The 25,800-nt window shown below is 37.2% G+C and carries 27 protein-coding genes; 8 read left to right on the plus strand and 19 right to left on the minus strand.

The features are described from left to right. Window positions 1-102: 102 nt before the first annotated feature. The 3 genes from FGK96_RS09345 (at window position 103) to FGK96_RS09355 (ending at window position 2,648) form a co-directional block, all read left to right on the plus strand. On the plus strand, window positions 103-963 hold the full coding sequence (locus FGK96_RS09345) for a LysR family transcriptional regulator (RefSeq protein WP_138083288.1): 861 nt from the start codon (window positions 103-105) through the stop codon (window positions 961-963). Between the two features lie 11 nt (window positions 964-974). Then, window positions 975-2,021 carry a [citrate (pro-3S)-lyase] ligase gene (gene citC / locus FGK96_RS09350; protein ID WP_138083289.1) on the plus strand — a complete coding sequence of 349 codons (1,047 nt, stop codon included), beginning with the start codon at window positions 975-977 and terminating at the stop codon, window positions 2,019-2,021. A gap of 327 nt (window positions 2,022-2,348) precedes the next feature. Beyond that, window positions 2,349-2,648, plus strand: a complete 300-nt coding sequence (locus FGK96_RS09355; RefSeq protein WP_138083290.1) for a YbaB/EbfC family nucleoid-associated protein — start codon at window positions 2,349-2,351, stop codon at window positions 2,646-2,648. Window positions 2,649-2,689: 41 nt separating this feature from the next. Here the strand turns inward: FGK96_RS09355 and FGK96_RS09360 are convergent, their stop codons facing one another. The 3 genes from FGK96_RS09360 to FGK96_RS09370 all read right to left on the minus strand — a co-directional run bounded on the left by FGK96_RS09360 (window position 2,690) and on the right by FGK96_RS09370 (window position 4,678). Continuing rightward, window positions 2,690-3,409 carry a MerR family transcriptional regulator gene (locus FGK96_RS09360; RefSeq protein ID WP_138083291.1) on the minus strand — a complete coding sequence of 240 codons (720 nt, stop codon included), beginning with the start codon at window positions 3,407-3,409 and terminating at the stop codon, window positions 2,690-2,692. 109 nt (window positions 3,410-3,518) lie between these two features. Then, window positions 3,519-4,106 (minus strand): 3'-5' exonuclease, encoded by a 588-nt coding sequence (locus tag FGK96_RS09365; RefSeq protein WP_138083533.1) that lies wholly within the window; start codon window positions 4,104-4,106, stop codon window positions 3,519-3,521. Window positions 4,107-4,150: 44 nt separating this feature from the next. After that, the gene (locus FGK96_RS09370; protein WP_138083292.1) at window positions 4,151-4,678 is read right to left on the minus strand and encodes a DUF536 domain-containing protein; all 528 of its coding nucleotides are present in this window, start codon (window positions 4,676-4,678) and stop codon (window positions 4,151-4,153) included. A 355-nt stretch (window positions 4,679-5,033) separates the two neighbouring features. On the opposite strand from FGK96_RS09370, the gene FGK96_RS09375 reads away from it, so the two are divergent. Together FGK96_RS09375 and rpsN are read left to right on the plus strand one after the other, a co-directional pair. After that, window positions 5,034-6,206, plus strand: coding sequence for an NAD(P)/FAD-dependent oxidoreductase (locus FGK96_RS09375; RefSeq protein ID WP_138083293.1), 1,173 nt, complete (start codon window positions 5,034-5,036; stop codon window positions 6,204-6,206). A 170-nt stretch (window positions 6,207-6,376) separates the two neighbouring features. After that, window positions 6,377-6,646, plus strand: coding sequence for a 30S ribosomal protein S14 (rpsN, locus tag FGK96_RS09380; protein ID WP_003083690.1), 270 nt, complete (start codon window positions 6,377-6,379; stop codon window positions 6,644-6,646). A gap of 110 nt (window positions 6,647-6,756) precedes the next feature. Here rpsN and FGK96_RS09385 read toward each other — a convergent pair whose 3' ends face one another. The 5 genes from FGK96_RS09385 to tsaB form a co-directional block, all read right to left on the minus strand. After that, window positions 6,757-7,083: an AzlD domain-containing protein gene (locus FGK96_RS09385; RefSeq protein ID WP_138083294.1), complete on the minus strand. Its 327-nt coding sequence runs from the start codon at window positions 7,081-7,083 to the stop codon at window positions 6,757-6,759. Further along, a complete protein-coding gene (locus tag FGK96_RS09390) occupies window positions 7,070-7,765 on the minus strand; it encodes an AzlC family ABC transporter permease (protein ID WP_138083295.1) in 696 nt (231 codons plus the stop codon). The genes FGK96_RS09385 and FGK96_RS09390 overlap by 14 nt, the downstream gene beginning before the upstream one ends. An 86-nt stretch (window positions 7,766-7,851) precedes the next feature. After that, window positions 7,852-8,862, minus strand: a complete 1,011-nt coding sequence (gene tsaD, locus FGK96_RS09395; RefSeq protein WP_138083296.1) for a tRNA (adenosine(37)-N6)-threonylcarbamoyltransferase complex transferase subunit TsaD — start codon at window positions 8,860-8,862, stop codon at window positions 7,852-7,854. Further along, window positions 8,852-9,280: a ribosomal protein S18-alanine N-acetyltransferase gene (gene rimI, locus FGK96_RS09400; RefSeq protein ID WP_138083297.1), complete on the minus strand. Its 429-nt coding sequence runs from the start codon at window positions 9,278-9,280 to the stop codon at window positions 8,852-8,854. The genes tsaD and rimI overlap by 11 nt, the downstream gene beginning before the upstream one ends. After that, window positions 9,280-9,972 carry a tRNA (adenosine(37)-N6)-threonylcarbamoyltransferase complex dimerization subunit type 1 TsaB gene (gene tsaB, locus FGK96_RS09405; RefSeq protein ID WP_138083298.1) on the minus strand — a complete coding sequence of 231 codons (693 nt, stop codon included), beginning with the start codon at window positions 9,970-9,972 and terminating at the stop codon, window positions 9,280-9,282. Before tsaB ends, rimI begins: the two co-directional genes overlap by 1 nt. Window positions 9,973-10,250: 278 nt before the next feature. Here tsaB and FGK96_RS09410 point away from each other — a divergent pair, with 278 nt between their 5' ends. The 3 genes from FGK96_RS09410 (at window position 10,251) to FGK96_RS09420 (ending at window position 13,563) form a co-directional block, all read left to right on the plus strand. After that, complete coding sequence (locus tag FGK96_RS09410; protein WP_138083299.1) at window positions 10,251-10,481, plus strand: DNA-dependent RNA polymerase subunit epsilon; 231 nt, start codon at window positions 10,251-10,253, stop codon at window positions 10,479-10,481. Between the two features lies 1 nt (window position 10,482). Then, window positions 10,483-12,168 (plus strand): ribonuclease J1, encoded by a 1,686-nt coding sequence (gene rnjA, locus FGK96_RS09415; protein ID WP_138083300.1) that lies wholly within the window; start codon window positions 10,483-10,485, stop codon window positions 12,166-12,168. Between the two features lie 73 nt (window positions 12,169-12,241). Further along, window positions 12,242-13,563 (plus strand): IS3 family transposase gene (locus FGK96_RS09420; protein ID WP_138083301.1). Its coding sequence is split into 2 segments (ribosomal slippage): window positions 12,242-12,683 and window positions 12,683-13,563, totalling 1,323 coding nucleotides; the frame shifts between segments, so codons are not numbered across the junction. 87 nt (window positions 13,564-13,650) lie between these two features. Here the strand turns inward: FGK96_RS09420 and FGK96_RS09425 are convergent. From FGK96_RS09425 to gap, 11 genes are all read right to left on the minus strand, one after another. Further along, window positions 13,651-14,586: an ABC transporter ATP-binding protein gene (locus tag FGK96_RS09425; RefSeq protein WP_138083302.1), complete on the minus strand. Its 936-nt coding sequence runs from the start codon at window positions 14,584-14,586 to the stop codon at window positions 13,651-13,653. Then, window positions 14,586-15,632 (minus strand): ABC transporter ATP-binding protein, encoded by a 1,047-nt coding sequence (locus FGK96_RS09430; protein WP_138083303.1) that lies wholly within the window; start codon window positions 15,630-15,632, stop codon window positions 14,586-14,588. The genes FGK96_RS09425 and FGK96_RS09430 overlap by 1 nt, the downstream gene beginning before the upstream one ends. Window positions 15,633-15,642: 10 nt before the next feature. Then, the gene (locus tag FGK96_RS09435) at window positions 15,643-16,674 is read right to left on the minus strand and encodes an ABC transporter permease (protein ID WP_138083304.1); all 1,032 of its coding nucleotides are present in this window, start codon (window positions 16,672-16,674) and stop codon (window positions 15,643-15,645) included. A gap of 9 nt (window positions 16,675-16,683) precedes the next feature. Further along, entirely contained in the window at window positions 16,684-17,598 is a 915-nt protein-coding gene (locus tag FGK96_RS09440) for an ABC transporter permease (RefSeq protein ID WP_138083305.1), read from the minus strand. 71 nt (window positions 17,599-17,669) lie between these two features. Then, on the minus strand, window positions 17,670-19,328 hold the full coding sequence (locus FGK96_RS09445) for a peptide ABC transporter substrate-binding protein (protein WP_138083306.1): 1,659 nt from the start codon (window positions 19,326-19,328) through the stop codon (window positions 17,670-17,672). Window positions 19,329-19,559: 231 nt separating this feature from the next. After that, complete coding sequence (gene glnA, locus FGK96_RS09450; RefSeq protein WP_138083307.1) at window positions 19,560-20,906, minus strand: type I glutamate--ammonia ligase; 1,347 nt, start codon at window positions 20,904-20,906, stop codon at window positions 19,560-19,562. Window positions 20,907-20,947: 41 nt separating this feature from the next. After that, entirely contained in the window at window positions 20,948-21,319 is a 372-nt protein-coding gene (locus FGK96_RS09455) for a MerR family transcriptional regulator (RefSeq protein ID WP_138083308.1), read from the minus strand. A gap of 75 nt (window positions 21,320-21,394) precedes the next feature. Beyond that, window positions 21,395-21,916, minus strand: a complete 522-nt coding sequence (locus tag FGK96_RS09460) for an FUSC family protein (protein WP_003083928.1) — start codon at window positions 21,914-21,916, stop codon at window positions 21,395-21,397. Between the two features lie 225 nt (window positions 21,917-22,141). After that, window positions 22,142-23,338 carry a phosphoglycerate kinase gene (locus FGK96_RS09465; protein WP_138083309.1) on the minus strand — a complete coding sequence of 399 codons (1,197 nt, stop codon included), beginning with the start codon at window positions 23,336-23,338 and terminating at the stop codon, window positions 22,142-22,144. 157 nt (window positions 23,339-23,495) lie between these two features. Next, window positions 23,496-24,353, minus strand: a complete 858-nt coding sequence (locus tag FGK96_RS09470; protein WP_138083534.1) for a 5'-nucleotidase, lipoprotein e(P4) family — start codon at window positions 24,351-24,353, stop codon at window positions 23,496-23,498. 268 nt (window positions 24,354-24,621) lie between these two features. Then, complete coding sequence (gene gap, locus FGK96_RS09475) at window positions 24,622-25,632, minus strand: type I glyceraldehyde-3-phosphate dehydrogenase (RefSeq protein ID WP_003083600.1); 1,011 nt, start codon at window positions 25,630-25,632, stop codon at window positions 24,622-24,624. Window positions 25,633-25,800 lie beyond the last annotated feature (168 nt).

A 25,800-nucleotide genomic window follows, 5' to 3' on the forward strand; every position in this document is an offset into this window, starting at 1 on the left:
ACGATCATGCTGAAAGCAACTGTTTTTTCATTGTTTTTCCCCTTTTTAGATGTTTAAAAAAAGCTGACGCGTGTATAATAGACAATGAAAAGAGGAGTTAAAATGGACGAAAGAGACTTAGAGTTATTAGTAACTCTCGATGAGACCCACAACATTACCCATGCTGCCGATCGCCTATATATCACACAGTCTGCTCTATCAAAACGGATCAATGCCATTGAACGCGAATTAAACACACAAATCATGGTTCGCTCTCGTCAGGGAATTCGCTTCACAGCACAAGGTGAGACAGTTTTAAAACATGCTTATGAGATAATCACAAACTTACAAAAAATGCGTGAGGAGATTCAACTACAAAAAAATCATATCTCTGGAACTTTACGTGCTGGCGTCTCCATTAACTATGCACAATATGCCTTTCCTGAAATATTAGCCCACTATCGGCAACAATTTCCACATGTCAACATTCAAATTAAAACCAATTATAGTCGCAAAGTCTATCAAGATTTAGTCTTAGGTAAGATTGATGTCGCTATTGTCCGCGGTGAATTTCAATGGAAAGAAGATAAAATTCTTCTTAAACGTGAACGCGTCAACTTAATTAGAAGTTCAAATAATCAAGGCATTAACCTAGAACAGCTCCCCTACATCGGACGACATTCTGATGTCACTTTTGAACGGGAAGTATCACAATGGATGCAGGAAAATCAATTGCAACCTAGCAAACATGACGGTATCATCGTTGACAATGTCAATACTTGCGTTGAAATGGTATCCCGTGGCTTAGGTTGGGCAATCGTGCCAGATATTGGTTTACACCACTTTAAGGGAGACATTCACAAGCTATCCTTCAAAAACGGAGAGCCTTTCATGCGTTCTACCTATCTACTGTTTAACAAAGATGCCTATCAGCTCCCTCAAATCAAGGCTTTTATCAAAACAGCCCAAGTTATCGCAAACTAGAAAGGATATCTATGTCGGTCTTTACAGTTTCAAAAATATTCCCCTCAGACAAGCTTAATCAAAATAAAGTTACTCAATTGCTAGAAGACGCTGGCATTAAACGAGACCAAAATTTAGACTATACCTGTGGTATCTTCGAAGAAGATGGCACATTGATTGCTACTGGAAGCCTCTTTGCTAATAGTCTTCGCTGCTTTGCCATCTGTAAACGTTATAGTGGCTCTGCCTTACTTAATACTCTAGTCACCCACTTAATTAATATTCAATTTGAACGAGGTAATACGCATCTCTTTGTCTACACCAAACCAGATACTAGTAAATTCTTCAAAGACTTAGGATTTTATACGATTACCGAGATTCCTAATATGGTAACTTTTATGGAAAATCGCAAATCTGGCTTCGCCGATTACCTCAAAAAACTAAAAAAAGAGAGTGGCCATAATAAAGAAAGTGCAGCCATTGTCATGAATGCTAACCCTTTTACTTTAGGTCATCTGTACTTGGTGGAAAAAGCTTGCGCAGAGAATAAGCACGTCCATCTGTTCATGGTCAGCGAGGATAGTAGCCTCATCCCATTTGCCGTTCGCAAAGAATTAATTATGGCTGGAACCGCACATTTAGATAATCTTTCCTATCATGAAACTGGGCCTTACATCATCAGTCAGGCCACTTTCCCAAGTTATTTTCAAAAAGATCAAGAAAAAGTCATTATCAGTCAGGCAAAACTGGATATAAATATTTTTGTAGCAATTGCTCAAGAATTGGGTATCACAAGACGGTATGTTGGTGAAGAACCAACCAGTTTTGTTACCAACCTTTACAATGAAACCATGCAAAAACAGCTGCCAAAAAACGATATAACTTATATTATGGCTCCTCGCAAGGAAATAAATGGCCAGCCTATTAGTGCCTCAACTGTTCGTCAACTTATCAAGAATGGTCACATAGAGTTCATTAGAGATTTTGTTCCTAAAACCACATTTGACTACCTGATTAGCCCTAAAGCCAAGGATATTATTGACAATATCCAGAAAGAAAATAATGTTATTCACTACTAAAACACTTATAATTGGTGGTTATTTCTCATATTTAACAAAAGATATTCCATTTTACCTTTAGCTTTTTAAAGGAATGCATTTCCCATATCTGTCTCATGATAGCTGATTGCTATTTGATACCAAGTTAGTCGTAATATTCTTAGTTATTAAGGGTAGAGTTGCCCATAAAAGTTAATAAAAGTTAATAAAACTACTAATATATATATTATTGAAACACTTTAAAGAGAATAATTATAGAGGAAATGATTCTAGCCTTATCTTGCCGTTTTAATAAAAAACAGTTATAATAAACAACGTAGAATGATACGAAAGGAATTCTGAAAAATTATGATGAACATGCAAAACATGATGAAGCAAGCACAAAAGCTTCAGAAGCAAATGGAACAAAAGCAGGCTGACTTGGCAGCTATGGAATTTGTTGGAAAGTCTGTTCAGGAGCTTGTAACAGCTACTTTTACAGGTGATAAGAAGCTAGTTTCGATTGATTTTAAGGAAGCAGTTGTCGATCCTGAGGATCTTGAAACTTTATCAGATATGACCACTCAAGCTATTAATGATGCTTTAGCACAAATTGATGCAGCGACTAAGAAATCACTTGGTGCTTTTGCTGGCAAAATGCCTTTCTAATAAGCTATACAAAAAGCAATCGAGATTTCGATTGCTTTTTTCTAATTTTTAAGAATTTCTAGACAGTGTGAAGTTTTATGGCAATAGGGACATTTGACTTTCCGAGTACGTGGACTCTGTTTAGCTAGTTGAAAATCTTTAAAACTAGGATCAAAAGTCTTTTGACAGTGAATGCATAAGTAACTAACCTTCTTTTTATAATAGAAAACTAAACCACTTACAGATCCTAAAAAGAGTGTCATTCCCGCCCAAAGTAGCCATTTCAAGTTGTAATGAACTGCCAAATAGAGCATTAGACCATACGTCAAACAAAAAGATAGAAGAAAGCCCGTCATCCCCTGCTGCATTTGCTTCCATTTCTCTTGGTTTCTCATAACTCGTGATATGCCTAAGAGATAATCAACTGACTCTTTCTGATCACTTTGGATATTTTTTAATAAGTTGACACAACTGTCAAGCGTTGTTTGTTTTTTGGCAATATCATTTTTCAACGACACAATATGTTCTCTAATCAGCACATCCAGTAGTTCTTGATTCGTTTCTTCAGTAAGAATGGATTTAATACTATTGATTGAAAAATCAAGCTCTCTCAGATAACAAACTAAAGATAACATATCAATATCGGCCTGATTATATAGCCTTCTACCCGCTTCTGTGATTTCAGATGGTTTTAGAAGGTCCCGCTTATCATAATATTGTATTGTTCTGACAGAAACCCCTAAGTGTTTTGCAACTTGGCCAGTTGAAAAAGTCTCTAACATATTCTTCTCCTCCTTTAATGATAGGTGTTAAAGAAATACTGTTTATTTCTTTAACAATTCTACCTTATCACATGACCTAAGGTCATATGCAAGAGGGTGACCTAGTTTTTTAATCAAACAAGGCACTGAGTCCTGCAAAAGGATTGTTGCTAATTACCTCTTCTTGTTGATTCAGATAATTTTTGTTGTCATCCAATTCTAAGAAAGCTTCGTAAACACGCGCTGTCATACGTGCATCTTCCAAGCTATTATGACCTTTACCTTTGATGCCTAAAAAGCTGGCAACTGTGGTCAACTTGAGGTTAGTAATCCCATTTAAATCGCTACTACGGCGCTCAAAAGCTTCATCGTAGAGGTCAACTTTGTAATGCCCAGATAGATCCAATCCGTTATCAGCTAAAATTGGCAAATCAGATTTTTGGGAATTGTACCCAATTAAGGCACAATCTCCAACAAAAACTTGGAACTCTTCTAACACCTGGTTTATCTTGGGAGCCTTAGCAATTTTATCGGCAGTGATCCCCGTTAAACCATTAATAAAACTTTGTAAAGGAACATCAGTGTAAACAAAACTGTCAAAGCTGTCAATTTCTTCATGGTTTGCCATTTTAACGGCCGACAATTGAATTAAATGACTGACATCTTTGACGGTATTAAATTCTAAATCAAAAGCAATGTAATGTGTTAATTTTTCCATCATTCTCCTAGTGAAAAAGGCCCTTGAGGGCCTTTTAATTTTACTTATTTCCCAAATAACCGACCTAGAAAACCTTTTTTAGCAGGTGTTCCTTTAACTTCTTCAACTTGACTTTTGGCTTCATCCATTTGAGCCTTAGCTTCTTCTAGCTCTAATTTCAAGTTTTCTTTATCAGCCATAGCTTTCGCTGTCAATTGCTGTTGTTGATCTAATTGTTTATCTTTTTCAGCAATCTGCACATCTTTGACCCGCATCTGCTCATCTTTAGCAGCTAATTGCTCATCTTTTGCTTTTAACTGGTTATAAAGACGTGTAATCTCAGTATTTTTTTCGTCAACTAAGATTTCTAAGAGTTCACGTTGTTTGGTTTCCTCACTAATTGGTTCATCATCAAAAATCGTTTTTTTATAGATTTCTTCCAACTTAATAAGGCCACTACGTTTAACCACAGTGACACCTTTGTCATTTTTATCAAGATCTTCTTCGGGAAGTGCTTTAACGCGATTATTTACGGCCTGACGACTGACTCCCAAAATTTCAGCTAGTTCACTAACTGTCTTTTCTATTGCCATATTTTCCTCTTTTAACGGTTACTGAGTATTCTTAATAAGAATAGTAACATAATACTAGAATTCTGTCAATTTCAGTAAAGTTAAGAAGCTAGGATAATCCTTTGACAGCAAAATAAGCCGTTCTAATGTACGGCTCAAGACATAGATACTGGATCACCTTCCTCTCAGTTTTCAGACGGTTTCAAGGAAAAAGCCTCCATTTCTATTAATTGGTAAATTATAGAAAGCAATCTGCCTTCCTTACCACTTCTATTATATCTCGATAACAATAACTTGTCCATTGCATACCGCTCTCCTGCAAACGGACTTGGTTCATCTGCTATAAAAAGAGCAAGTAATATGGTAAGATAAGTTTATGGAACTATTTGATACAATTATTATCGGTGGTGGTCCTGCAGGGATGATGTCAGCCATTTCCAGTAGCTACTATGGTTACAAAACTTTACTCATCGAGAAAAATCGACGCCTTGGTAAAAAACTAGCCGGTACTGGTGGAGGCCGTTGCAACGTGACCAATAACAGCACTTTAGATGAACTATTAGCTGGAATTCCGGGTAATGGACGCTTTCTTTACAGTGTCTTTTCTCAGTTTGATAACCATGATATTATTCGCTTTTTTCAAGATAATGGCGTTAAACTCAAAGAAGAGGATCACGGCCGCATGTTTCCCACTACTGATAAGTCTAAAACTATTATTGAGGCATTAGATAAAAAAATTAAAGAACTCGGCGGGCAAATTTTAACTGGTACGGAGATTGTTTCGGTCAAAAAAGAGGACGATCAATTTCTCTTAAAATCAAAAGACCAAGTTTTTACCTGTAGTAAATTAATTGTCACAACTGGCGGTAAATCCTATCCTTCGACTGGTTCAACAGGCTTCGGTCATGATATAGCACGACATTTCAACATTAAGGTTACAGAGTTAGAAGCAGCTGAAAGCCCTCTTTTAACTGACTTCCCTCACAAGGAACTCCAAGGTATATCCCTTGATGACGTTACCCTATCTTACGAAAAACATATCATTACTCATGACTTACTTTTTACTCACTTCGGCTTATCAGGACCTGCCGCACTTCGTCTTTCTTCTTTTGTCAAGGGCGGAGAAATAGCAGAGCTAGACTTCTTACCTCAGATGTCAGAGGATCTTCTCAGCAGCTTTCTAGAAGAAAATCGAGAGAAATCTGTCAAGAATGCACTTAGAACCCTAGTTCCAGAAAGAATAGCTAATTTTCTTAGCACAGCCTTTCCAGAAAAAGTCAAACAACTGACACCCAGTCAAAAAGAAGAATTGGTGACTAAGCTCAAGCGATTACCCATACCTATCACTGGCAAGATGTCACTAGCCAAATCTTTTGTCACAAAAGGCGGAATTGACCTCAAGGAAATTAACCCGAAAACTCTGGAGAGTAAGAAAGTCCCTGGGCTCCACTTTGCGGGAGAGGTTTTAGATATCAACGCTCACACTGGTGGTTTTAATATTACATCTGCCCTCTGTTCTGGATGGGTGGCTGGAAGCCCTCACTATTAGACAGTCAAGAGCCAATTTATTTGGCTCTTTTTTATTTTATTTACTTAACTAGTTGCCTATATTATGATAATGGTGTATAATAACTTTATATTTTGTTAATTGGTTTATTACCAGTTAACAAAAAGGGTCTGATAAGCCCGAAGATTATTAATATAATGAAGGAGAAAGCAATGGCAAAAAAATCAAAAATTGCTAAATACCAAAAGCAGCTCCAACTGATCGAACAGTACGCTGACCTTCGCCGTGAGCTTAAAGCAGCTGGGGATTATGAAGCACTGCGCAAATTGCCGCGTGATTCAAACCCTAACCGCTTGAAAAACCGGGATTTGATTGATGGCCGTCCACATGCTTACATGCGTAAGTTTGGTGTTAGCCGGATTAATTTCCGTAATCTAGCTCATAAAGGTCAACTTCCTGGCATCACTAAAGCTAGCTGGTAAGCTTTTCACACTTTACAAACACTTATTTTGCAGGTAGGTGTGCAATATTAGTAATCATAGTAGCCAATATTTATCACTTTAAACTCAGTATGCCAAGATACTGAGTTTTTTTATTGTAAAAATCGAAGCAATGCCATACTGATTACTCCTGTTAAAACAACATATAATAAATTTTTTGAGCGATAAGCCATATAAATTGTTGGCAAACTTGCCAATAAGGCCCACCAATCAACAATTGGCAAGTGTCCAACTTTTTCATGAAAGAGACTAGATAGTGTTAGGGAAGCTAGTATACTTAGCGGTAAATAATTTAAGAACCGTAATACAAGTGGTGGTAACTTCTTATATTTTACAAAAACAAAAGGAGCTACTCGCGGAATCCACGAAACCAAAAAACCAAGTAAAATAACCATTAAAATAGTATCATTTTGTCTCATCAAGATAGACTCCTATTCCACAAGCTAATAGAGTTGACACTAAAACAGATAGGTTTTCTGAAAAAATTATCGAAGATAGTAAATAAGTAATGACTACTGTCAAAAAAATTAGCCCTATTTTTTTAACACCTTCAGTCAAAAGCATAGCTTCTAGCTGACTCGAAAGAAGGCCGATGAACATAGCTACCAATGCAAAATCAAGGCCAAACCTTTGAGGGTCACCGATAGTATTTCCTAGAATTGCTCCAAAAACAGTGGCAGATACCCATGTTACATAGCTCAAAACATTATTTCCATGCATCCATTTTGGACTAATACTTTTGTTATGAACCGTCTCTCCCAAAAGAACGCCATAGCTCTCATCAGTTATCAATGAAGCAATTGCAATGTTATCCCAAAAACTGCTTTTATTAAAAATTGTCGTTGCATGGAGACTCATTAGCATATTTCGTAAATTGACTAAAAAAATAGTAAGAACTATCGCCGACAAACTTGCACCACCGACAAGGAGCGCACATATGGCAAATTGCGCTGAACCGCCATAGATGAGAGCACTCATTAAGGCGACTTCAAGACTAGAAATTCCAGAAGCAGAGGCAATAATTCCAAAAGCTAACCCTATAGATATGTAGCCAAATGCTGTTGGTAAGGCATCTCTGACACCTTCTTTGAAACCTTTCATACTTACTCCCCTCCACATAATTATCAGAATATTCCAATATCATACAATAATTTAAGTCATAAGGGAACAGTTTTAAAGCTGTTCCCTTAATCGTTATAAGTAAAAGCCAAGCTAGGTTTAGCATTTAAATCCAATTTAGCAAAGTGCCCTAAATCATATTCAATTGCAGCTGCTAAAGCAATCATACCAGCGTTATCACCACAGAGACGTAAAGGAGGAATAATGACGGGTATTTCTGTAATTTCTTGAGCTAGGCGCTCTCGAAGGCCTTGATTGGCTGCCACGCCACCAGCAACAACAAGCATTTTAACTGGATATTGGGCTAAAGCTTTTTTAGTCTTGACCATTAAAATATCTAATACGGCTTCCTGAAATGAGGCACATAAATCCTCAAGAACTAGTTTTTCGCCTTTTTGTTCAGCATTGTGATGCAAATTAATAAAGGCTGACTTTAAGCCAGAAAAAGAGAACTCTAAATGATCTTCTTTAATCATTGCCCTTGGAAAGTTATAGATATCTTCACCTTTATGGGCTAGCTGATCGATTTCACGACCTGCTGGATAGGTCAGACCCATAACACGTCCCACCTTATCATAAGCTTCGCCTACTGCGTCGTCTCGCGTCTCTCCAATAATATGGTACTGACCCGGCTCTGAGACGTAGACCAGCTCAGTATGCCCACCAGAAACCAAGAGAGCCATCAACGGATACACTAGTTCTTTCTCTTGTCGCGCAGCCATAAGGTGACCAGCCATATGATTGACTGGGATTAACGGGATGCTGTGAGCCCAAGCAAAGGCTTTTGCGGCAGCGATTCCCACCAGTAAAGCCCCAACAAGCCCTGGCCCATAAGTTACAGCGACAGCATCTAAGTCTTCTGCGCTAATACCAGCTTCTTTCAAAGCGTCTTCAAAGCACGTTGTAATCACTTCTACATGGTGACGACTAGCAACTTCTGGGACAACTCCACCAAAGCGTTTATGACTCTCTACCTGACTAGCAATGATATTACTTAAAAGCTCATTATCATTTTTAAGGATGGCGACACTGGTTTCGTCACAAGAGCTTTCGACCGCCAAAATATACCTATCTGTCATCTTTTCCTTCTCGTTTCATTAATAGTGCCCCTTCGATAGGGTTCTTATAGTAATTTTTACGTTTTCCAATGATGCTAAAATTAGCTTTTTTGTAAAGAGCTTGCGCTGCAAGGTTTGACTCCCTTACTTCCAAAAAGATAGGATGGTTAAAAGAGGCAACCTTCTGTAAGAGCTGCGCTCCGATACCTTTGCCTTGGTAATCAGGCAAAACAGCAATGTTTGTAATTTCCAACTCACCTACCAATTGCTGCAAAGATAAAAAAGCTATTATTTCTTGCCCATTATAGACAAAATAGTAATCAACATTTGGTGATTCTAAGTCTCTTTTAATCTGATCCATTGTCCAAGGTGACTCTAAGTAAATACAACTTAGGATGTGATAAACAGCTTCTACTTTTTCTTCAACAGTTTTCATCATTAGACACGCTTGATATAATTGGTTTCTGACTCTGGTTGATGGCTTTTAAGCCAAATTTCTTCAGCTTCCACTTTTTTCAAGTATTCAGGTATAAAAGCGTCCACATTAACTGGAGACATATTTTGAGCTTTAAGTCCTAACTCAAAGGCAGAAGGCAGAGTGGGAAGAATTTCAGCTTTTGGTAGTTGTTCTTTGATAACATTACTGAAACCAGCTACTTCTCCTGTAAATATGATTTTTGTTTGCCCCTTTAACTCTTCTATGAGATCAGATAAAGCTATGTGTTGATCAGCTCGAACACTCTCCTTGTTTTGATAAAAACCTGCATAGACGTTTTGCCGTCTAGCATCAATCAATGGCACTACCAAAGTTTCTGGATCAGTGATTGTAGCAGCCAAAGCATATAGGCTTGAAATGCCAACTAAATCAATTTTTAAACTGTAGGCTAACATTTTAGCTGTTGCCACGGCGACGCGTAAGCCAGTGTAGGAACCAGGCCCTTGTGCGACTGCGATTCTCCCTATGTCCTTAGGGCATAAATCTAAAGAAGCCATCAAAAAATCAATGGCGGGCATGAGATTGATGCTGTGGTTCTTTTTGATATTGATCGTTAGGTCTGCTAGTAAGGTCCGATCCTCTAAAATAGCGAGCGAAAGACTCTTATTAGAGGTATCAAATGCAAGTATTTTCATTTTACCCTTCTTTTCTGTGAATTACTATTGTCCAATTATATCATAAAATCGACTTCCTGGACAAAAGTCCGTCTAAATCTAGCTCTTGTAAAAGCCCCGATTCTTGCAATCTATGCTTTTACTAAAAGCTCTAATTATGATATAATTCTAGTAATTGCAAATAATCAAGTTTAAAACTACTACACTATTACTTATAGAAAAAGGTCACACGGCCATCGTGCCATTTGACTTGTTTTATTATAGTTTAAATCCTTGATTGACCAGAAAGGAAAAATAAAATGATTTACAAAGTTTTCTACCAAGAAACAAAAGACCGTAACCCACGTCGTGAAAATACTAAAACTTTATATATTGATATTGAAGCTAAAGACGAACTTGAGGGCCGTATTAAAGCGCGTAAACTTGTTGAAGAAAAAACAAATTACAACGTTGAATTTATTGAGCTCCTCTCAGATAAACACCTCGAGTATGAAAAAGAAACAGGCGTTTTTGAAGTAATGGAGTTATAATATGTCAGCTATCGATTTAAAACCTAATGAAGTTGGCGTCTTCGCCATTGGTGGTCTAGGGGAAATCGGCAAAAACACCTACGGTATTGAATACCAAGATGAAATTATCATTGTTGATGCAGGGATTAAATTCCCAGAAGATGATCTTTTAGGTATTGACTATGTTATTCCTGATTACTCTTACATTGTCGATAATATTGATCGTGTCAAAGCTCTAGTCATTACCCATGGACACGAAGATCATATTGGCGGAATTCCTTTCTTACTAAAACAAGCTAATGTCCCTATTTACGCTGGGCCACTTGCTCTCGCTTTAATCCGTGGCAAACTGGAGGAACATGGTTTACTTCGTGATTCTAAAATGTACGAAATTAACCATAATACAGAATTGACCTTCAAAAATATGAGCGTCACTTTCTTTAGAACGACACACTCCATTCCAGAACCTTTAGGCATTGTTATTCATACCCCTCAAGGAAAGATTGTTTGTACCGGCGATTTTAAATTTGATTTCACTCCTGTTGGTGAGCCAGCAGATATTCATCGCATGGCTGCACTTGGTGAAGAAGGGGTGCTCTGTCTCTTATCAGATTCCACAAATGCCGAAGTTCCGACTTTTACCAACTCTGAAAAAGTCGTTGGGCAATCTATTTTAAAAATTATTGAAGGAATCCACGGACGTATTATCTTTGCTTCCTTCGCTTCGAATATTTTTCGGTTGCAACAAGCTGCTGAAGCTGCTGTTAAAACAGGACGAAAAATCGTCGTCTTCGGACGTTCTATGGAAAAAGCTATTGTCAACGGAATTGAACTAGGCTACATAAAGGTTCCAAAGGGTACCTTTATTGAACCTAATGAAATTAAGGACTACCATGCTAATGAAATCTTAATTATGTGTACAGGTAGCCAAGGGGAATCTATGGCTGCACTCGCAAGGATTGCTAATGGTACTCACCGTCAAGTTACTTTACAACCTGGTGATACTGTTATCTTCTCATCAAGCCCAATCCCAGGAAATACAACCAGCGTCAATAAACTGATTAATACTATTCAAGAAGCTGGGGTAGAAGTCATTCACGGCAAAGTCAATAATATTCATACATCAGGGCACGGTGGTCAACAAGAGCAAAAACTCATGTTACGCCTTATGAAACCCAAATTTTTCATGCCCGTTCATGGTGAATATCGGATGCAAAAAGTCCATGCAGGCTTAGCCGAAGATACAGGTATCCCAGAAGAAAATATCTTCATTCTAGAAAATGGGGACGTTTTAGCCTTAACAAACGACTCCGCTCGTCGTGCAGGCCATTTCAACGCCCAAGACATCTATGTCGATGGAAATGGTATCGGCGATATTGGTACAGCTGTTTTACGCGATCGTCGTGATCTTTCAGAAGATGGGGTAGTATTAGCAGTAGCAACTGTTGACTTTGAAACACAAATGATTCTAGCTGGTCCAGACATTCTCAGCCGTGGCTTTATCTACATGCGTGAATCTGGTGATTTAATCCGAGAAAGCCAACGTGTTTTATTTAATGCTATACGTATTGCACTTAAAAATAAAGAAGCTAGCATTCAATCTGTTAATGGTGCCATCGTAAATGCACTTCGTCCTTTCTTGTTTGAAAAAACCGAAAGAGAACCTATTATCATCCCAATGATATTAACTCCTGATAAAGAAGACTAGTCAAAAAACCAATCCTCAGATGTACTGCACCCCAAAAGTTGGACAAAAAATCTAACATTTGGGGTGTTTTTGTATGAAATTAAGTTATGAAGATAAATTAGAAATTTATCGTTTAAAGAAGTCAGGTGTTTCCTGGACTCAATTAGAGATTCAATTTGGAGTAACCCGCTGCAACTTAAAATATACCATTCGACTGATGGATCGTTATGGAGTTGAGATCGTTAAGAAGCAAAAGTACCAAGCTTATTCACCTGAAATGAAGCAAGAAATGATTAATAAAGTCTTGAAAGATGGGCAATCCTTAATGTCAGTTTCTCTAGATTACGCCTTCCCAAATCCAGGAACTCTTGCCAATTGGATAGCGCAATACAAGAAAAATGGTTATACTATTGTTGAGACAACAAAAGGGAGACCAGCAAAAATGGGACGTAAACCAAAGAAAACTTGGGAAGAAATGACTGAATTAGAGCGCCTTCAGGAAGAGAACGAATATCTCAGAACGGAGAACGCCTTCCTAAAAAAGTTAAAAGAGTTAGAAGAACGGGACGAAGCTATCGAGAAAGAACGACAGAAATCATTAAAGAAATGGTTGATGGAGGATTTAGATTAGGTTTACTTCTAAGAGCAGCTCAATTAGCTCGTTCAACCTATTACTATCATCTTAAGCAACTAGAACAAGATGATTTAGACAAGTCCATTAAAGACCAAATTCAAGAAGTCTATCAGAAACATAAAGGTAACTATGGCTATCGTCGAATCACTTTGGAACTGCGTAACAGAGGTTTTATCATCAACCACAAAAGAGTTCAGCGCTTGATGAAAGAACTAGGTTTAACAGCGAGAATACGTCGCAAAAGACGCTATTCATCTTATAAGGGTGAGGTTGGAAAGAAAGCAGATAACCTTATTCAACGCCATTTTGAAGCCTCTAAACCTTTTGAGAAGTGTTACACCGATGTGACTGAATTTGCTTTACCTGAGGGAAAACTCTATTTATCACCAGTTCTTGATGGTTATAATAGCGAGATAATAAACTATACCATTTCACGTTCTCCTAACTTAAACCAAATTAAAACGATGCTAGAAAAGACATTTCCAGATAAATACTATAACGGAACTATTTTACATAGTGATCAAGGCTGGCAGTATCAGCACAACTATTATCATCACTTTTTAAACTCTAAAGGTATCCGTCCATCTATGTCACGTAAAGGAAACAGCCCTGACAATGGGATGATGGAATCCTTCTTTGGCATATTAAAGTCAGAAATGTTCTATGGCTATGAGAGCTACTATAAATCTCTGGGAGATTTAGAAAAAGCTATTAAAAAATATATTGATTATTACAACAATAAACGGATCAAAGTAAAACTAAAAGGACTTAATCCCGTATAATACAGAACTAAATCCTTTGCTTAAAATATAATGTCTAACTTTTTGGGGTCAGTACAAGATTGGTTTTTTTGACGTGTTTAAGTTATCTTATTTATTTTGTTGAGATCTATATGCTTCTGCTTCTGCTTCGGTCGATAAAACAAAGTGACCTGGCGTAATTTCATGCATTTGGCGTTCTTGTCCATCCATTTCGATACTTGGATCGTAGATTTCAGCAACACGTTGGCGCTCAACATCTGGATCTGGCTCTGGAATAGCGGAGAGGAGACTCCTAGTGTAGGGGTGGATAGGATTATTATAAACATCATCAGACGTACCAATCTCTAACAATTTACCCCAATGCATAACACCAATACGATCGGAAATATATTTAACCATTGACAAATCATGTGCAATAAAGAGATAAGTCAATCCTCTTTCTTCTTGTAATCTTTGCATTAAGTTAACAACCTGTGCTTGAATAGATACGTCGAGAGCAGAGATAGGTTCATCAGCAATTATGAATTTCGGTTTGACAGCTAGCGCTCTTGCAATACCAATACGTTGGCGTTGACCGCCAGAAAATTCATGGGGATAACGTGTTGCATGGTCACGGTTCAACCCAACACGTTCTAGCAATTCTTGAACTCGTTTCTCACGTTCTACTTTGTTTGGTGAAAGTTTATGAATATCTAGACCTTCTGCAACAATATCTCTAATTTTCATCCGACCATTAAGACTAGCTTGCGGATCTTGGAAAATCATCTGGGCATCTTTACGGAACTCATGTAACTCTTTAGCTTTAAGATTGGAAACCGTTTTGCCATTAAAGATGATCTCGCCTTCATTGATATCATAAAGCTTCAAAATAGCACGGCCGACTGTCGTTTTTCCTGATCCGGATTCTCCGACAAGACCAAAAACTTCACCTTCGTAGATATCGAAACTGATATTGTCAATAGCCTTAACTTCATTCTTTTTACCTTTATTGAAGATCAGTGAAACATTCTTAAGCTCAACTAATTTTTTGCGTTTGTCTGTCATTAAGCTTGACCTCCGTTCTTTTCAGCCCATTTCTTCCAACGTTTTTGTATTTGAACTGGAGGAATAACTTTTGGTGCACGCTCATCTAACAGCCAAGTAGCAGCAAATTGCGTGTCACTAACTTTAAACATTGGAGGTTCTTCTTCATGGTCAATGTCTAAAGCAAACTCATTACGAGCCGCAAAGGCATCACCTTTTGGCGGATTTAGCAAGTCCGGTGGTGTACCGGGAATTGATTCTAAAGTACCAGCTTCTGTATCTGTTGTCGGCATTGATTTTAAGAGACCCCAAGTATAGGGATGTTGTGGATTGTAGAAGACTTCGTCAACTGTACCATATTCAACAATTTTTCCAGCATACATAACCGCAACACGATCCGCCATACCTGCAACAACTCCTAAATCATGAGTAATAAAGATAATTGACGATGAAATTTGTGACTGCAAGCCCTTCATTAATTTTAAAATTTGATTTTGAATGGTAACATCAAGAGCAGTTGTTGGTTCATCAGCAATCAATATCTCCGGATTAGCTGCTAAGGCGATAGCAATAACGGCGCGTTGTCGCATACCACCTGACCACTGGTGAGGATAATCATTGATGTGTTCTTCAGCATTAGGAATACCTACTTGATGCATCAACCTTAAGGCACGGTCGAGTGCTTCTTTCTTAGATACTGATTCATGGATTAGAATCGCTTCAGCAATTTGCTTACCAATTTTCATGGTAGGATCCAAACTGGTCATTGGATCTTGGAAAATCATAGCAATTTCTTTTCCACGAACTTTAACCCATTCTTCCTCTTTTAAGTTATTAAGTTTTTTTCCTTTAAAGTCAATATCACCTGAAATACTTGCATTTTTTGCATTCAACCCCATTAAGGTCCGGGTGGTCACTGACTTTCCTGATCCAGATTCACCGACGATTGCCAGGGTCTCCCCCTTATACAACTCGAAATTGATATCTCGGATAGCTTTAACATCTCCAGCATAAGTTTTGAAATCAACGTGGAGGTTTTTAACATTTAAGATTGTTTCATTTGACATGTTTTTCCTCCTAGTCATTACTTGATTTTGGATCAAATGCATCACGTAAGCCATCACCTAGTAAAATAAAGGCTAACGAAATAAAAACAAGAGCAAGTGCTGGTAGCAATACTTGATATGGGAAATATTGCAAGTTTTCTTGAGCATCAGTGATTAAAGAACCTAGTGAAGCAGTCGGTGGCTTAACACCAAGATTGATGGCCGATAATACCGATTCATACATAATAGCACTTGGAACAGTCATCATAATTTGGACAATAATGATACCTGAAATATTTGGAAGAACATGCTTGAAAGCTATTTTAAAATTACTTTCACCCAAGGCACGTGATGCCAAAACGAAATCCCGTTCACGGTAGGACAAGGTTAAATTTCGGACTTGACGCGCCATTGAAGTCCACCCAACAATGGCAATTGAAATAATAATTGACAAGACCCCATTTCCAAGGAGCAAGCCAAGCATTGTTACAATAACTAAGTTAGGGATTGATGAAATCACTTCAATAATCCGCTGCATAAGGGTATCAACTTTACCACCAGTAAACCCTGATATTAAACCATAAGTGACACCAATAATTAAGTCAATTAAAGTTGCTACAATTGCAATCACTAATGAAATACGAATACCCACTATAATCCGTTTTCCTACACTGCGCCCTAAACTATCTGTTCCCAAGAGGAACTTTTTATTTTCTGGCACACCTTGGTCTGCATAAGCATCATTAGGCTCGGTATTACCAGCATAAGTAATGCTACCATTCCAAAAAGGCAAACTTGAGCTAAGCTTTGGTGGTAAATTACGATAGGTATTAACCTCTTTACTGTCAAAACTATTAGCATCATTTTGGGATACAATAAAACTTGATCCGACAGCAAATATTAATAAGCTTGCCAAAAAGACCATCGAAATAACAGCCAATTTATTTTTTTTCAAGCGTCGCCAAGCATCTTCTAGGAAAGATAAGGCTGGCTTTTCAATTTTTTCTTGTTGATCGATTGAACCGACACCAACAAGTTTAAATGATTTTTTTTCTTCTAGCATCTTACTCTCCTATCCTAGACGTACACGGGGATCAGCAACACTAATAATGATATCAGTAATTAAAATAGCCACCATAAGCATCAAGGCGTAAACAATTGTTGTTCCCATAATAACTGGATAATCTTTAGTTGGGATAGATGAAACAAACTGCTGGCCGATGCCTGGAATTGAGAAAATTTGCTCAATCAAGGCTGAACCCGTTAAAATATTAGCAGCCATCGGTCCAACAAGTGTTAATACTGGAATCATCGAATTACGATAAGCGTGTTTATTGGTCACCTGACTATTGGTTAATCCTTTAGCGCGAGCTAATTGAATATAATCTGTATTCAAGGTTTCTATCATCTCACTACGGAAAAAACGAGTCACTTGAGCAAAAACCGGAATAGCCAAGCCGAAAGTTGGTAAGATCGTTTGTGCAAATGTTCCCCAGCCAGATAATGGCAGAAGGCCCCATTTAAAACCAAAATAATCTAAGAGTAATAGCCCAATAATGAATGATGGTACTGAGATACCTAAGGTTGAAATAATACTTAGAAAGCCATCAATTTTATTGTTCTTATTACGTGCCGAAACAGCACCAACTAGTAGCCCACCAGAAATACCAACTACAAGTGCTTGAATCCCTAAGTGGACAGAAACACCTAATCGTTGTGAAATTAGCTTAGTTACAGACTGGTTAACAGACTGGTAACTTGTCCCAAAATCACCATGCAGAACATCAAACAAATACTTCAAGTATTGTTGCCATAAGGGCTTATCCAACCCATACTGCTTATTCATTATTGCAATCATTTCATCTGTTAATTTCGGATTATTGTATGGGGTCCCTGGCATAATCTGCATCAGGAAGAAAGATAGGGTTACAACTACCCATAAAGTTACTAATAAAATAGCAACGCGTTTTAATAAATATCTAGTCATGATTTCCCTCTAACAAAAGCAAGAACTGGCATAGAACCAATTCTTGCACTATTTCGTTACGATTAGGTCTCTTATTTTTTATAAGCGTAGGTAAAGTCAACGTTTAAACCAGTTGAATTACGAACTAGACCTTTAATGCTTGGATTTTGTAAAGCTTGAGTTGTTCTGAAGTATACAGGATTATAGTATGCATTGTCATAAAGAACTTTCTCAGCATCTTTATAATCTTGAGCAGCAGCATCAACATCTAAAGCATCAGCTGTAATGGCTTTTTTATAAGCAGCATCATATTCTTGACTTGCGAATTTACCATAGTTATAAGCAGCATCTGATGTGAAGAGACCGTAGAAAGTTGAACCTTCCGGATAATCACCACCCCAAAGAGCAATCGCAACATCAAAGTTTTGATTTTTTGTATCTTCTAGACGTTGTTTAAAGGTTACAAATTTTTCTTCAACAGTAAGGCCTGGAAGTGCTTTTTCCCATGTTTCTTTAATATAATCAACAGTTGCTTTAGCAATCGGATTATCTGCATCAGCCGTAACAGTTATCTTCACAGAATCCTTACCAAGTTCTTTCAAACCTTCTTTAAAGAGCTTAGTTGCTTCTTTTTCATCATACTTGTAGCCTGGTGCTACGTATTTTGTTAAATCTGAACCATCTTTAAGTTTAGCAAGACCGGTTGGAGCAAGAGCTGTCGCAGGTTTAGAGCCAGTGTCAACAGCTGCCGCTACAATTCCTTTACGGTCTGTAGCCAAGTTCAGTGCTTGACGAATTTTAGTATTTGATAATGCAGGCACTTTTCCTGTTTGGTTGTAAACCATATAAGCTGTTGTAGCTTCTGGAACATCAACAATATCTTTATTTTTCTTATTAGCATTGTAGATAGCTGAAGTTCCTGAAATATTTGCCAAGTCAAGTTTACCTTGTTTATACATTTGAACAGCTGTATCAGGTTTTTTAACGGTTTGGACATTTACTACTTTCGTCTTAACAGCTTTTGCATTCCAGTAATTCTTGTTTTTTACAAGCTTGAAAGTTCCACTAGTTCCATTCCATTTTTCTACAGTGTAAGGACCAGAGTAAATTTGTTTATCTGAAGAAGTTCCATAATCTTTGCCAACTTTTTTCACAAATTCTTCTTTTTGTGGCATAAAGCTAGCAAATGATAACAAACTCTTGAACTGTGGCGAAGGTTTAGACAATGTGAAAATAACTTTATTGCCCTCAGCTTTAACACCTAATGAGTTTAAATCTGTATTTTTCCCAGAATTGATTTCTTCTGCATTTTTCAAATGCGCATCAAATGTTAAATAAGCATATTCTGAGGCGGTAGCTGGATCAACAATACGTTTCCATGAATAAACAAAGTCTTTTGCTGTCAACTCGCTACCATCAGACCATTTTAAACCATCACGCAAAGTTGCTGTATAAGTTAAGCCATCTTTGGAAACTTCAACTTTCTTAGCTAAGTCCGGCTGAAGTTTTCCTTTTTCATCAACCCGGAGTAAATTACTTTCAGAGTTTCCAATTGCCAATGAAGAATAAGAATCTGTGTTTTTAGAAATATCTAAAGAAATAATTTCAGTTGGAGTATACCAGTTGATTTCATCTTTATTATCGGCTTTCGTGGTAGCTTTATTTCCACAAGCTATTAATAGCGTGGCAGATGCAAGTGTCATTGCTCCTAGACCAACACGTTTCCATTTTGCTTTTTGTTGCTCGTTCATGTAAAAACCTCCTAGTTAAACATATTGTGTGTAAGTTGATAGATTAAATTATATCACAATTCAGAAAAAAGGGAATAGATTTGTCTGAAAATTTTGATATTAAATTTTTATAGAATGTCAAACTATAAAACATTGACAAATCAATATTTTCTGATTTTTTTATTTATAAAAAAACAGAAAAATGAATATAATTAAAAGAATCACTGGCAATAGTTAGTGATTCCTTTCAGTCTAATAACTATGAAGATAGTTATCAATTTCCCATTGTGAGACAAACGTTGCATAGGATGCCCATTCAATTCGTTTTGCCTCAATGAAATTAGTATAAATATGTTCACCTAGCGCATTTATGACAACTTCATCCGCTTGAAGTGCCTTAATAGCATTGTGAAGAGTAGAAGGCAGGTCAACGATACCAGCAGCCTGACGTTCTTCAACAGACATTGTATAGATATTAGCCTCAACCGGAGTCGGTGCTTCAATTTTGTTTTCGATACCATCTAATCCAGATTCTAAAAGCACAGCAAGAGCCAAGTAAGGGTTAGCTGTTGGATCAACTGAACGTAATTCTAAGCGTGTTCCCTTGCCACGAGAAGCAGGAACTCGGATTAGGGGTGAACGATTGCGGCCAGCCCAAGCAACATAGACAGGAGCCTCATAGCCTGGTACCAAACGTTTGTAAGAGTTAACTGTAGGGTTTGTGATAGCGGTATAGCTGTAAGCATGTTTCATTAACCCACCTAGGAAGTAGTAGGCATCTTCAGATAATTGCATTCCCCGACTGTCATTCTCATCATAAAAAGCATTATTGCCATCTTTGTCAAATAAGGACATATTGCAATGCATACCAGAACCATTAATTCCAAATTTAGGTTTAGCCATGAAAGTAGCATATAAACCATGTTCTCGAGCAATTGTTTTGACAACAAGCTTAAAAATCTGAATATTATCACATGCTTTTAAAACATCATCATATTTGAAATCAATTTCGTGTTGCCCCACAGCAACTTCATGGTGACTAGCTTCTACCTCAAAGCCCATTTTTGTAAGCACATTAACAATTTCACGGCGTGTATTATCAGCAAGATCCGTCGGAGCTAAGTCAAAGTAGCCACCATTATCGTTAACTTCAAGTGTAGGCTTACCTTGTTCATCCATTTTAAAGAGGAAAAATTCAGGCTCTGGACCTAAATTGAAAGATTTATAGCCCACTTCTTCCATATGTTTTAAAGCACGCTTTAAGTTTCCTCTGGGATCTCCTGCAAATGGATGGCCTTCTGCTGTATATATATCACAAATTAGACCGCCAACTGCACCATTTTCATCCCCCCAAGGAAAGACAATCCAAGTATCCAAATCAGGATACAAGTACATATCTGATTCATTAATACGAACAAAGCCTTCAATAGAAGAACCATCAAACATCACCTTATTTGATAGAACCTTTTCCAACTGTTCATCTGTAGCAGGAATTTCAACATTCTTCATAATTCCCATTATATCTGTAAACATTAAACGAAGGAAGGTAACATTCTTCTCTTTTACTTCTTGACGAATGTCAGCTGCTGTGATTACCATAGAAATATTTCTCCTTACTATTTCCAAAATCTAGTTCGTCATTAAATACGAAAGTTTCCCATTGGCTGCGCTGGTGACTTGAATCCACCTTGACTTAAGAGTTCATCATGAAGGATCCGTCTGACATCCGCATCAGTCAAGACCTTTTCAGCTTGATGGAATTTATTTTCCCTTCGAATGTATTCACGTTTAATAGCAGCAATATTAAGGCCATCATTGATAAAATCTTTAATTTCCAATAATCGATCCATATCATTCAACGAAAACATCCGGCGATTGCCTTCTGTACGCTCTGGCTTAATTAGCTCTTGATCCTCATAATAGCGGATCTGTCTAGCAGATAGATCTGTCAGTTTCATAACTGTACCGATAGGGAATACTGCCATTGATCGTCTTAACTCTTTCTCTTTCATGAATTCCTCCTTTCACACCCCCTATTATAGCGCATGCATATTAAATGTCAAGAACTGATGTTATATTTTCTAACATCAGTCCTGTTTTTTTATTTTTCTTATCTTTCGGCGCACCCATTCCACATCGGTATTGACTAGTATGGCAATAAAGACACCACAAAAGGTTTCAAAAACGCGAGCCAAAACATAAATAAAGGTATCGCCTGACGGAATAGACAAGGTAATGACCAATAGCGCTGCTACGCCACCAATAATACCTGCCTTGTTATTAAAAGCTACATTAAACATAATGGTTAACATGGTCAATATTGGAACAAAAACCAAAGTCACCCAAAATTGATGATGAAATAGCATTTGCATAAGATAGTAAAGGATAGCACAAAAGCCTCCAATACTGTTACCAATTATCCTAGAAGTTCCAAAAGAAACTGTTTTATCAATACTCTCTCGTAAACTAAAAACTGCTGTTAACGCTCCAATTTGCAGACCTTCAAATCCAAAAAGATGAAATAAAAGTAAGACTAAAAAAACCGAAAAACCAGTTTTAAAAGTCCTCATTCCCAGTTTAAACTTTTTAGGATCAAAATAATAATTCATTTCCAAAATATCCCTTCCAAATATAGTTAAGTGTACCACATTCATTAGAGTTTTGTCATTTTCTGATCGACATATCATAAAAGAATGCCGAATTTATTATGAAGAAAGTCCTTAATCTATCTTACCTTTTTTTGATAGACGGCAGGCTAAGATAAAAATTATCTCTTAATATAACAAGCATAAAAAAAGGTGCTTCAAAAGCACCTTTTATGGTTTTAAACCTTCTTATTTATCAGTTAGAGCTGCTAGCCCCGGTAGCTCCTTACCTTCTAATAATTCCATCGAAGCACCGCCACCAGTCGAAATCCATGAGAATTTGTCGGCACGGCCAAGATTGATCGCTGCCGCTGCAGAATCACCACCACCGATGATTGATTTAACTCCCGGTTGTTTTACAATAGAGTCCATTACTCCAATTGTACCTGCTTGGAAATCAGGATTTTCAAACACACCCATTGGTCCATTCCAAACAACTGTTTTAGCACCTTCCAGTGCTTTATCAAACGCCGCAATTGACTTAGGTCCAATGTCCAAGCCTAAGAAACCTTCTGAAACTGCTTTACCTTCTGTATCACGTACTTCAGTATAGCCAGCAAAAGCGTCGGCTTCTTTAGAATCAACTGGTAAAATCAATTTGCCAGTTGATTTTTCAAGCAATTCTTTTGCAACTTCCAGTTTGTCTTCCTCAACAAGAGAGTTTCCAATTTCAATTCCTTGAGCTTTGTAGAATGTATAGGTCATTCCCCCACCGATAAGGACTTTATCTGCTTTTTCAAGAAGGTTTTCAATTACGCCAATCTTATCTGAAACCTTTGATCCACCTAAAATAGCTACAAATGGACGCTCAGGCTTTTCAACAGCTTCTTTAATATAGGCAATTTCATTTTCTAAAAGGAAACCTGCAACAGCTTTTTCAACATTTGCAGAAATACCAACGTTTGAAGCATGTGCACGGTGCGCTGTTCCAAAAGCATCATTTACAAAGATTCCATCTCCAAGTGAAGCCCAATACTTACCTAGCTCTAGATCATTTTTAGATTCTTTTTTACCATCAACATCTTCAAAACGAGTGTTCTCAACGAGTAATACTTGTCCATCTTCTAAGGCATTGATTGCAGATTCTAGTTCTAATCCACGTGTAACACCAGGGAAAACAACATCTTGGCCAAGTTTTTCTGCTAAATTTTTAGCAACTGGTGCAAGTGATTTACCTTCTTTGTCTGCTTCTTCTTTTACACGACCTAAGTGTGAAAAGAGGATAGCACGTCCACCATTTTCAATGATATATTTAATCGTTGGCAATGCAGCAGCGATACGGTTATCGTTTGTGATAACACCATCTTTTAAAGGTACATTAAAGTCAACGCGAACAAGAACTTTTTTCCCTTTTAAGTCAAGGTCTTTAACGGTCATTTTAGCCATGTGAATAGACTCCTTAATATTTTTTATACCCCTTATTATAGCATAATTTTTGCGAGAATTCTAAATTATGAAAGCAATTAATTATTTTTTTCACAAAATTTTCACTTCGAAAGAAGTCTACTATAGTTTTAGAAAGTCTACTATATTTATAAATGTATCAGTCGTTAAAGCCTTTTAGGGCCGCATCTCGTAATCTCATCTGTTCTTTAGCGGTAGGGTACTTTCCTTCATAGAGTGCACTTTCCCATGATCCATACATTGGATTTGGAAAGATAATGAATTTTCTTCCAAATTCCTCATGGAGTTCATCTAATAGCTTCTGTCTGTCAGGATGTGATTTCTTAGAAAAATCTGCAAAATCTACTAAGTTATCCCCAAATAACATGATGAGATTTGTATTTTCCTTTACTTTTTGGCGTCTACTTTCCTTTGATTTCATACCTTCTTCCATGAATAAGAAATGACTTCGATCTTGAACTGGGATACCTTCTTTTTTGAGGTTTTCTACAGTAGCGTCTATTTGTTTTACTGTGCGATCCGAAATGTAGTATATCTGAACCCCATTTTGGTCTGCAAATTGTAAGAACTCTTTTGCACCAGCGACAGGCTTCGCTTCTTTCTTTTGAACCCAGTTATCCCAAGATTTAGGAGTAAAAGTAGTCCCCTCTTTTATATTTTGAGCTTGATAAGGACTGTTATCCAAAACAGTTTCATCAATATCTAAAACAATAGAATAAGGCTTATCACTTTTTTGTTCTAATTGACTTTTTAATTTATCCGTTGCCAATTGATAACCTTGAAGATACAACGCTTTTGCCTCTTCAGAATTTTGATACCACAAAACTGACATCGTATTTTCTTTGGAACGTGCCTTATCATAAGTCAAACATACCTTATCTTGAGGCGAGATAGCCTTTTTAGAATTCTGGTTTAAGTGGCCATTATTGGCACATCCAACCAAAAGAAAAAGTGTAAGAGGAAGCATAAGATTAAGAAACTGTTTTTGGATTTTCATCATTTTCTCCTTATTGTTTGATAAGAAAATTCTAACGCTACTCTTATGTACTGTCAAGTGTCTCCAGTTGGCTATATTAAGCCTCTATTTTTTGAAATCTCTCTCAAAAAAGGCTTACATGAAATACATTTTTCGGTATTTTCAAGTAGTAGTAGCTCAATTGCCTTTTATACAGGGTAGAGTCAAACTATTCTTACTAATTGTTCGGAAAAAATTTCTACAAAAAAAAAAGGAAGAAATATTTCTTCCTTTAAATAGCTTATTAAAATTATTTAGCAATTTTTGCAAAGTACTCAAGAGTACGTACAAGCTGGGCAGTATATGACATTTCGTTATCATACCATGAAACAACTTTAACTAATTGGTGTCCATCAACAGATTGTACTTTGGTTTGAGTAGCATCAAACAATGAACCATAAGCCATACCAACGATATCTGAAGAAACAATTGGATCTTCAGTATAACCATATGAATCGTTAGCTGCTGCTTTCATAGCTGCATTGATTTCTTCCACTGAAGTTTCTTTTTCAAGAACAGCTACCAATTCAGTAACAGAACCAGTTGGAACAGGAACACGTTGTGCAGCACCGTCAAGTTTACCATTTAATTCAGGAATAACAAGTCCGATTGCTTTAGCAGCACCAGTTGAGTTTGGTACAATGTTAGCTGCAGCAGCACGAGCACGACGAAGGTCACCACCACGGTGTGGTCCGTCAAGAACCATTTGGTCACCAGTGTAAGCATGGATAGTTGTCATTAAACCTTGTTTTACACCAAAGTTATCTTGTAAAGCTTTAGCCATTGGAGCTAAGCAGTTTGTAGTACATGAAGCACCAGAGATAACTGTTTCAGATCCATCAAGGATATCATGGTTTGTGTTAAATACAACAGTTTTAACATCGTCTCCACCAGGAGCTGTGATAACAACTTTTTTAGCGCCATTAGCGTGTAAATGTTTTTCAGCAGCTGCTTTTTTAGCAAAGAAACCAGTTGCTTCAAGAACGATTTCAACACCATCAGTTGCCCAGTCAATGTTTTCTGGATCTTTTTCTGCAGAAACTTTAATGAAGTTTCCGTTTACTTCAAATCCACCATCTTTAACTTCAACTGTTCCATCGAAACGACCTTGAGTTGTATCATATTTCAACAAATGTGCAAGCATGTTAGGGTCTGTAAGATCGTTAATACGAGTTACTTCAACACCTTCAACGTTTTGAATACGACGGAATGCAAGACGTCCGATACGACCGAAACCGTTAATACCAACTTTAACTACCATTAGTGATTTCCTCCTTATGAAAATCAAAAGAATTATTATTAAGGGAACTATCCCTTCCTATTGTGAAAAGATTAACTAGCAGTGATTTGCGTCAACCTCTCAACAGAACTATTATATAACTATTTCAGTAAAATTGCAAACAATATAACTATTTTCACAAACTAAAAA

Origin of the sequence: Streptococcus porcinus (genome assembly GCF_901542335.1) — a bacterium.
In the GTDB taxonomy this organism is placed as follows: domain Bacteria; phylum Bacillota; class Bacilli; order Lactobacillales; family Streptococcaceae; genus Streptococcus; species Streptococcus porcinus_A.

Excerpts from the sequence above, each read along its gene's own strand:
- tsaD (WP_138083296.1), bottom strand. The coding sequence starts at position 8,862 with ATGACAGATAGGTATATTTTGGCGGTCGAAAGCTCTTGTGACGAAACC.
- FGK96_RS09390 (WP_138083295.1), bottom strand. The coding sequence starts at position 7,765 with ATGAAAGGTTTCAAAGAAGGTGTCAGAGATGCCTTACCAACAGCATTT.
- FGK96_RS09460 (WP_003083928.1), bottom strand. The coding sequence starts at position 21,916 with ATGAATTATTATTTTGATCCTAAAAAGTTTAAACTGGGAATGAGGACT.
- rpsN (WP_003083690.1), top strand. The coding sequence starts at position 6,377 with ATGGCAAAAAAATCAAAAATTGCTAAATACCAAAAGCAGCTCCAACTG.
- glnA (WP_138083307.1), bottom strand. The coding sequence starts at position 20,906 with ATGGTAATCACAGCAGCTGACATTCGTCAAGAAGTAAAAGAGAAGAAT.
- tsaB (WP_138083298.1), bottom strand. The coding sequence starts at position 9,972 with ATGAAAATACTTGCATTTGATACCTCTAATAAGAGTCTTTCGCTCGCT.
- FGK96_RS09455 (WP_138083308.1), bottom strand. The coding sequence starts at position 21,319 with ATGAAAGAGAAAGAGTTAAGACGATCAATGGCAGTATTCCCTATCGGT.
- FGK96_RS09375 (WP_138083293.1), top strand. The coding sequence starts at position 5,034 with ATGGAACTATTTGATACAATTATTATCGGTGGTGGTCCTGCAGGGATG.
- FGK96_RS09445 (WP_138083306.1), bottom strand. The coding sequence starts at position 19,328 with ATGAACGAGCAACAAAAAGCAAAATGGAAACGTGTTGGTCTAGGAGCA.
- rnjA (WP_138083300.1), top strand. The coding sequence starts at position 10,483 with ATGTCAGCTATCGATTTAAAACCTAATGAAGTTGGCGTCTTCGCCATT.
- FGK96_RS09435 (WP_138083304.1), bottom strand. The coding sequence starts at position 16,674 with ATGCTAGAAGAAAAAAAATCATTTAAACTTGTTGGTGTCGGTTCAATC.
- FGK96_RS09440 (WP_138083305.1), bottom strand. The coding sequence starts at position 17,598 with ATGACTAGATATTTATTAAAACGCGTTGCTATTTTATTAGTAACTTTA.
- FGK96_RS09355 (WP_138083290.1), top strand. The coding sequence starts at position 2,349 with ATGATGAACATGCAAAACATGATGAAGCAAGCACAAAAGCTTCAGAAG.
- FGK96_RS09430 (WP_138083303.1), bottom strand. The coding sequence starts at position 15,632 with ATGTCAAATGAAACAATCTTAAATGTTAAAAACCTCCACGTTGATTTC.
- FGK96_RS09360 (WP_138083291.1), bottom strand. The coding sequence starts at position 3,409 with ATGTTAGAGACTTTTTCAACTGGCCAAGTTGCAAAACACTTAGGGGTT.
- FGK96_RS09345 (WP_138083288.1), top strand. The coding sequence starts at position 103 with ATGGACGAAAGAGACTTAGAGTTATTAGTAACTCTCGATGAGACCCAC.
- FGK96_RS09470 (WP_138083534.1), bottom strand. The coding sequence starts at position 24,353 with ATGAAAATCCAAAAACAGTTTCTTAATCTTATGCTTCCTCTTACACTT.
- FGK96_RS09410 (WP_138083299.1), top strand. The coding sequence starts at position 10,251 with ATGATTTACAAAGTTTTCTACCAAGAAACAAAAGACCGTAACCCACGT.
- FGK96_RS09370 (WP_138083292.1), bottom strand. The coding sequence starts at position 4,678 with ATGGCAATAGAAAAGACAGTTAGTGAACTAGCTGAAATTTTGGGAGTC.
- FGK96_RS09425 (WP_138083302.1), bottom strand. The coding sequence starts at position 14,586 with ATGACAGACAAACGCAAAAAATTAGTTGAGCTTAAGAATGTTTCACTG.
- citC (WP_138083289.1), top strand. The coding sequence starts at position 975 with ATGTCGGTCTTTACAGTTTCAAAAATATTCCCCTCAGACAAGCTTAAT.
- FGK96_RS09465 (WP_138083309.1), bottom strand. The coding sequence starts at position 23,338 with ATGGCTAAAATGACCGTTAAAGACCTTGACTTAAAAGGGAAAAAAGTT.
- rimI (WP_138083297.1), bottom strand. The coding sequence starts at position 9,280 with ATGATGAAAACTGTTGAAGAAAAAGTAGAAGCTGTTTATCACATCCTA.
- FGK96_RS09365 (WP_138083533.1), bottom strand. The coding sequence starts at position 4,106 with ATGGAAAAATTAACACATTACATTGCTTTTGATTTAGAATTTAATACC.
- gap (WP_003083600.1), bottom strand. The coding sequence starts at position 25,632 with ATGGTAGTTAAAGTTGGTATTAACGGTTTCGGTCGTATCGGACGTCTT.
- FGK96_RS09385 (WP_138083294.1), bottom strand. The coding sequence starts at position 7,083 with ATGAGACAAAATGATACTATTTTAATGGTTATTTTACTTGGTTTTTTG.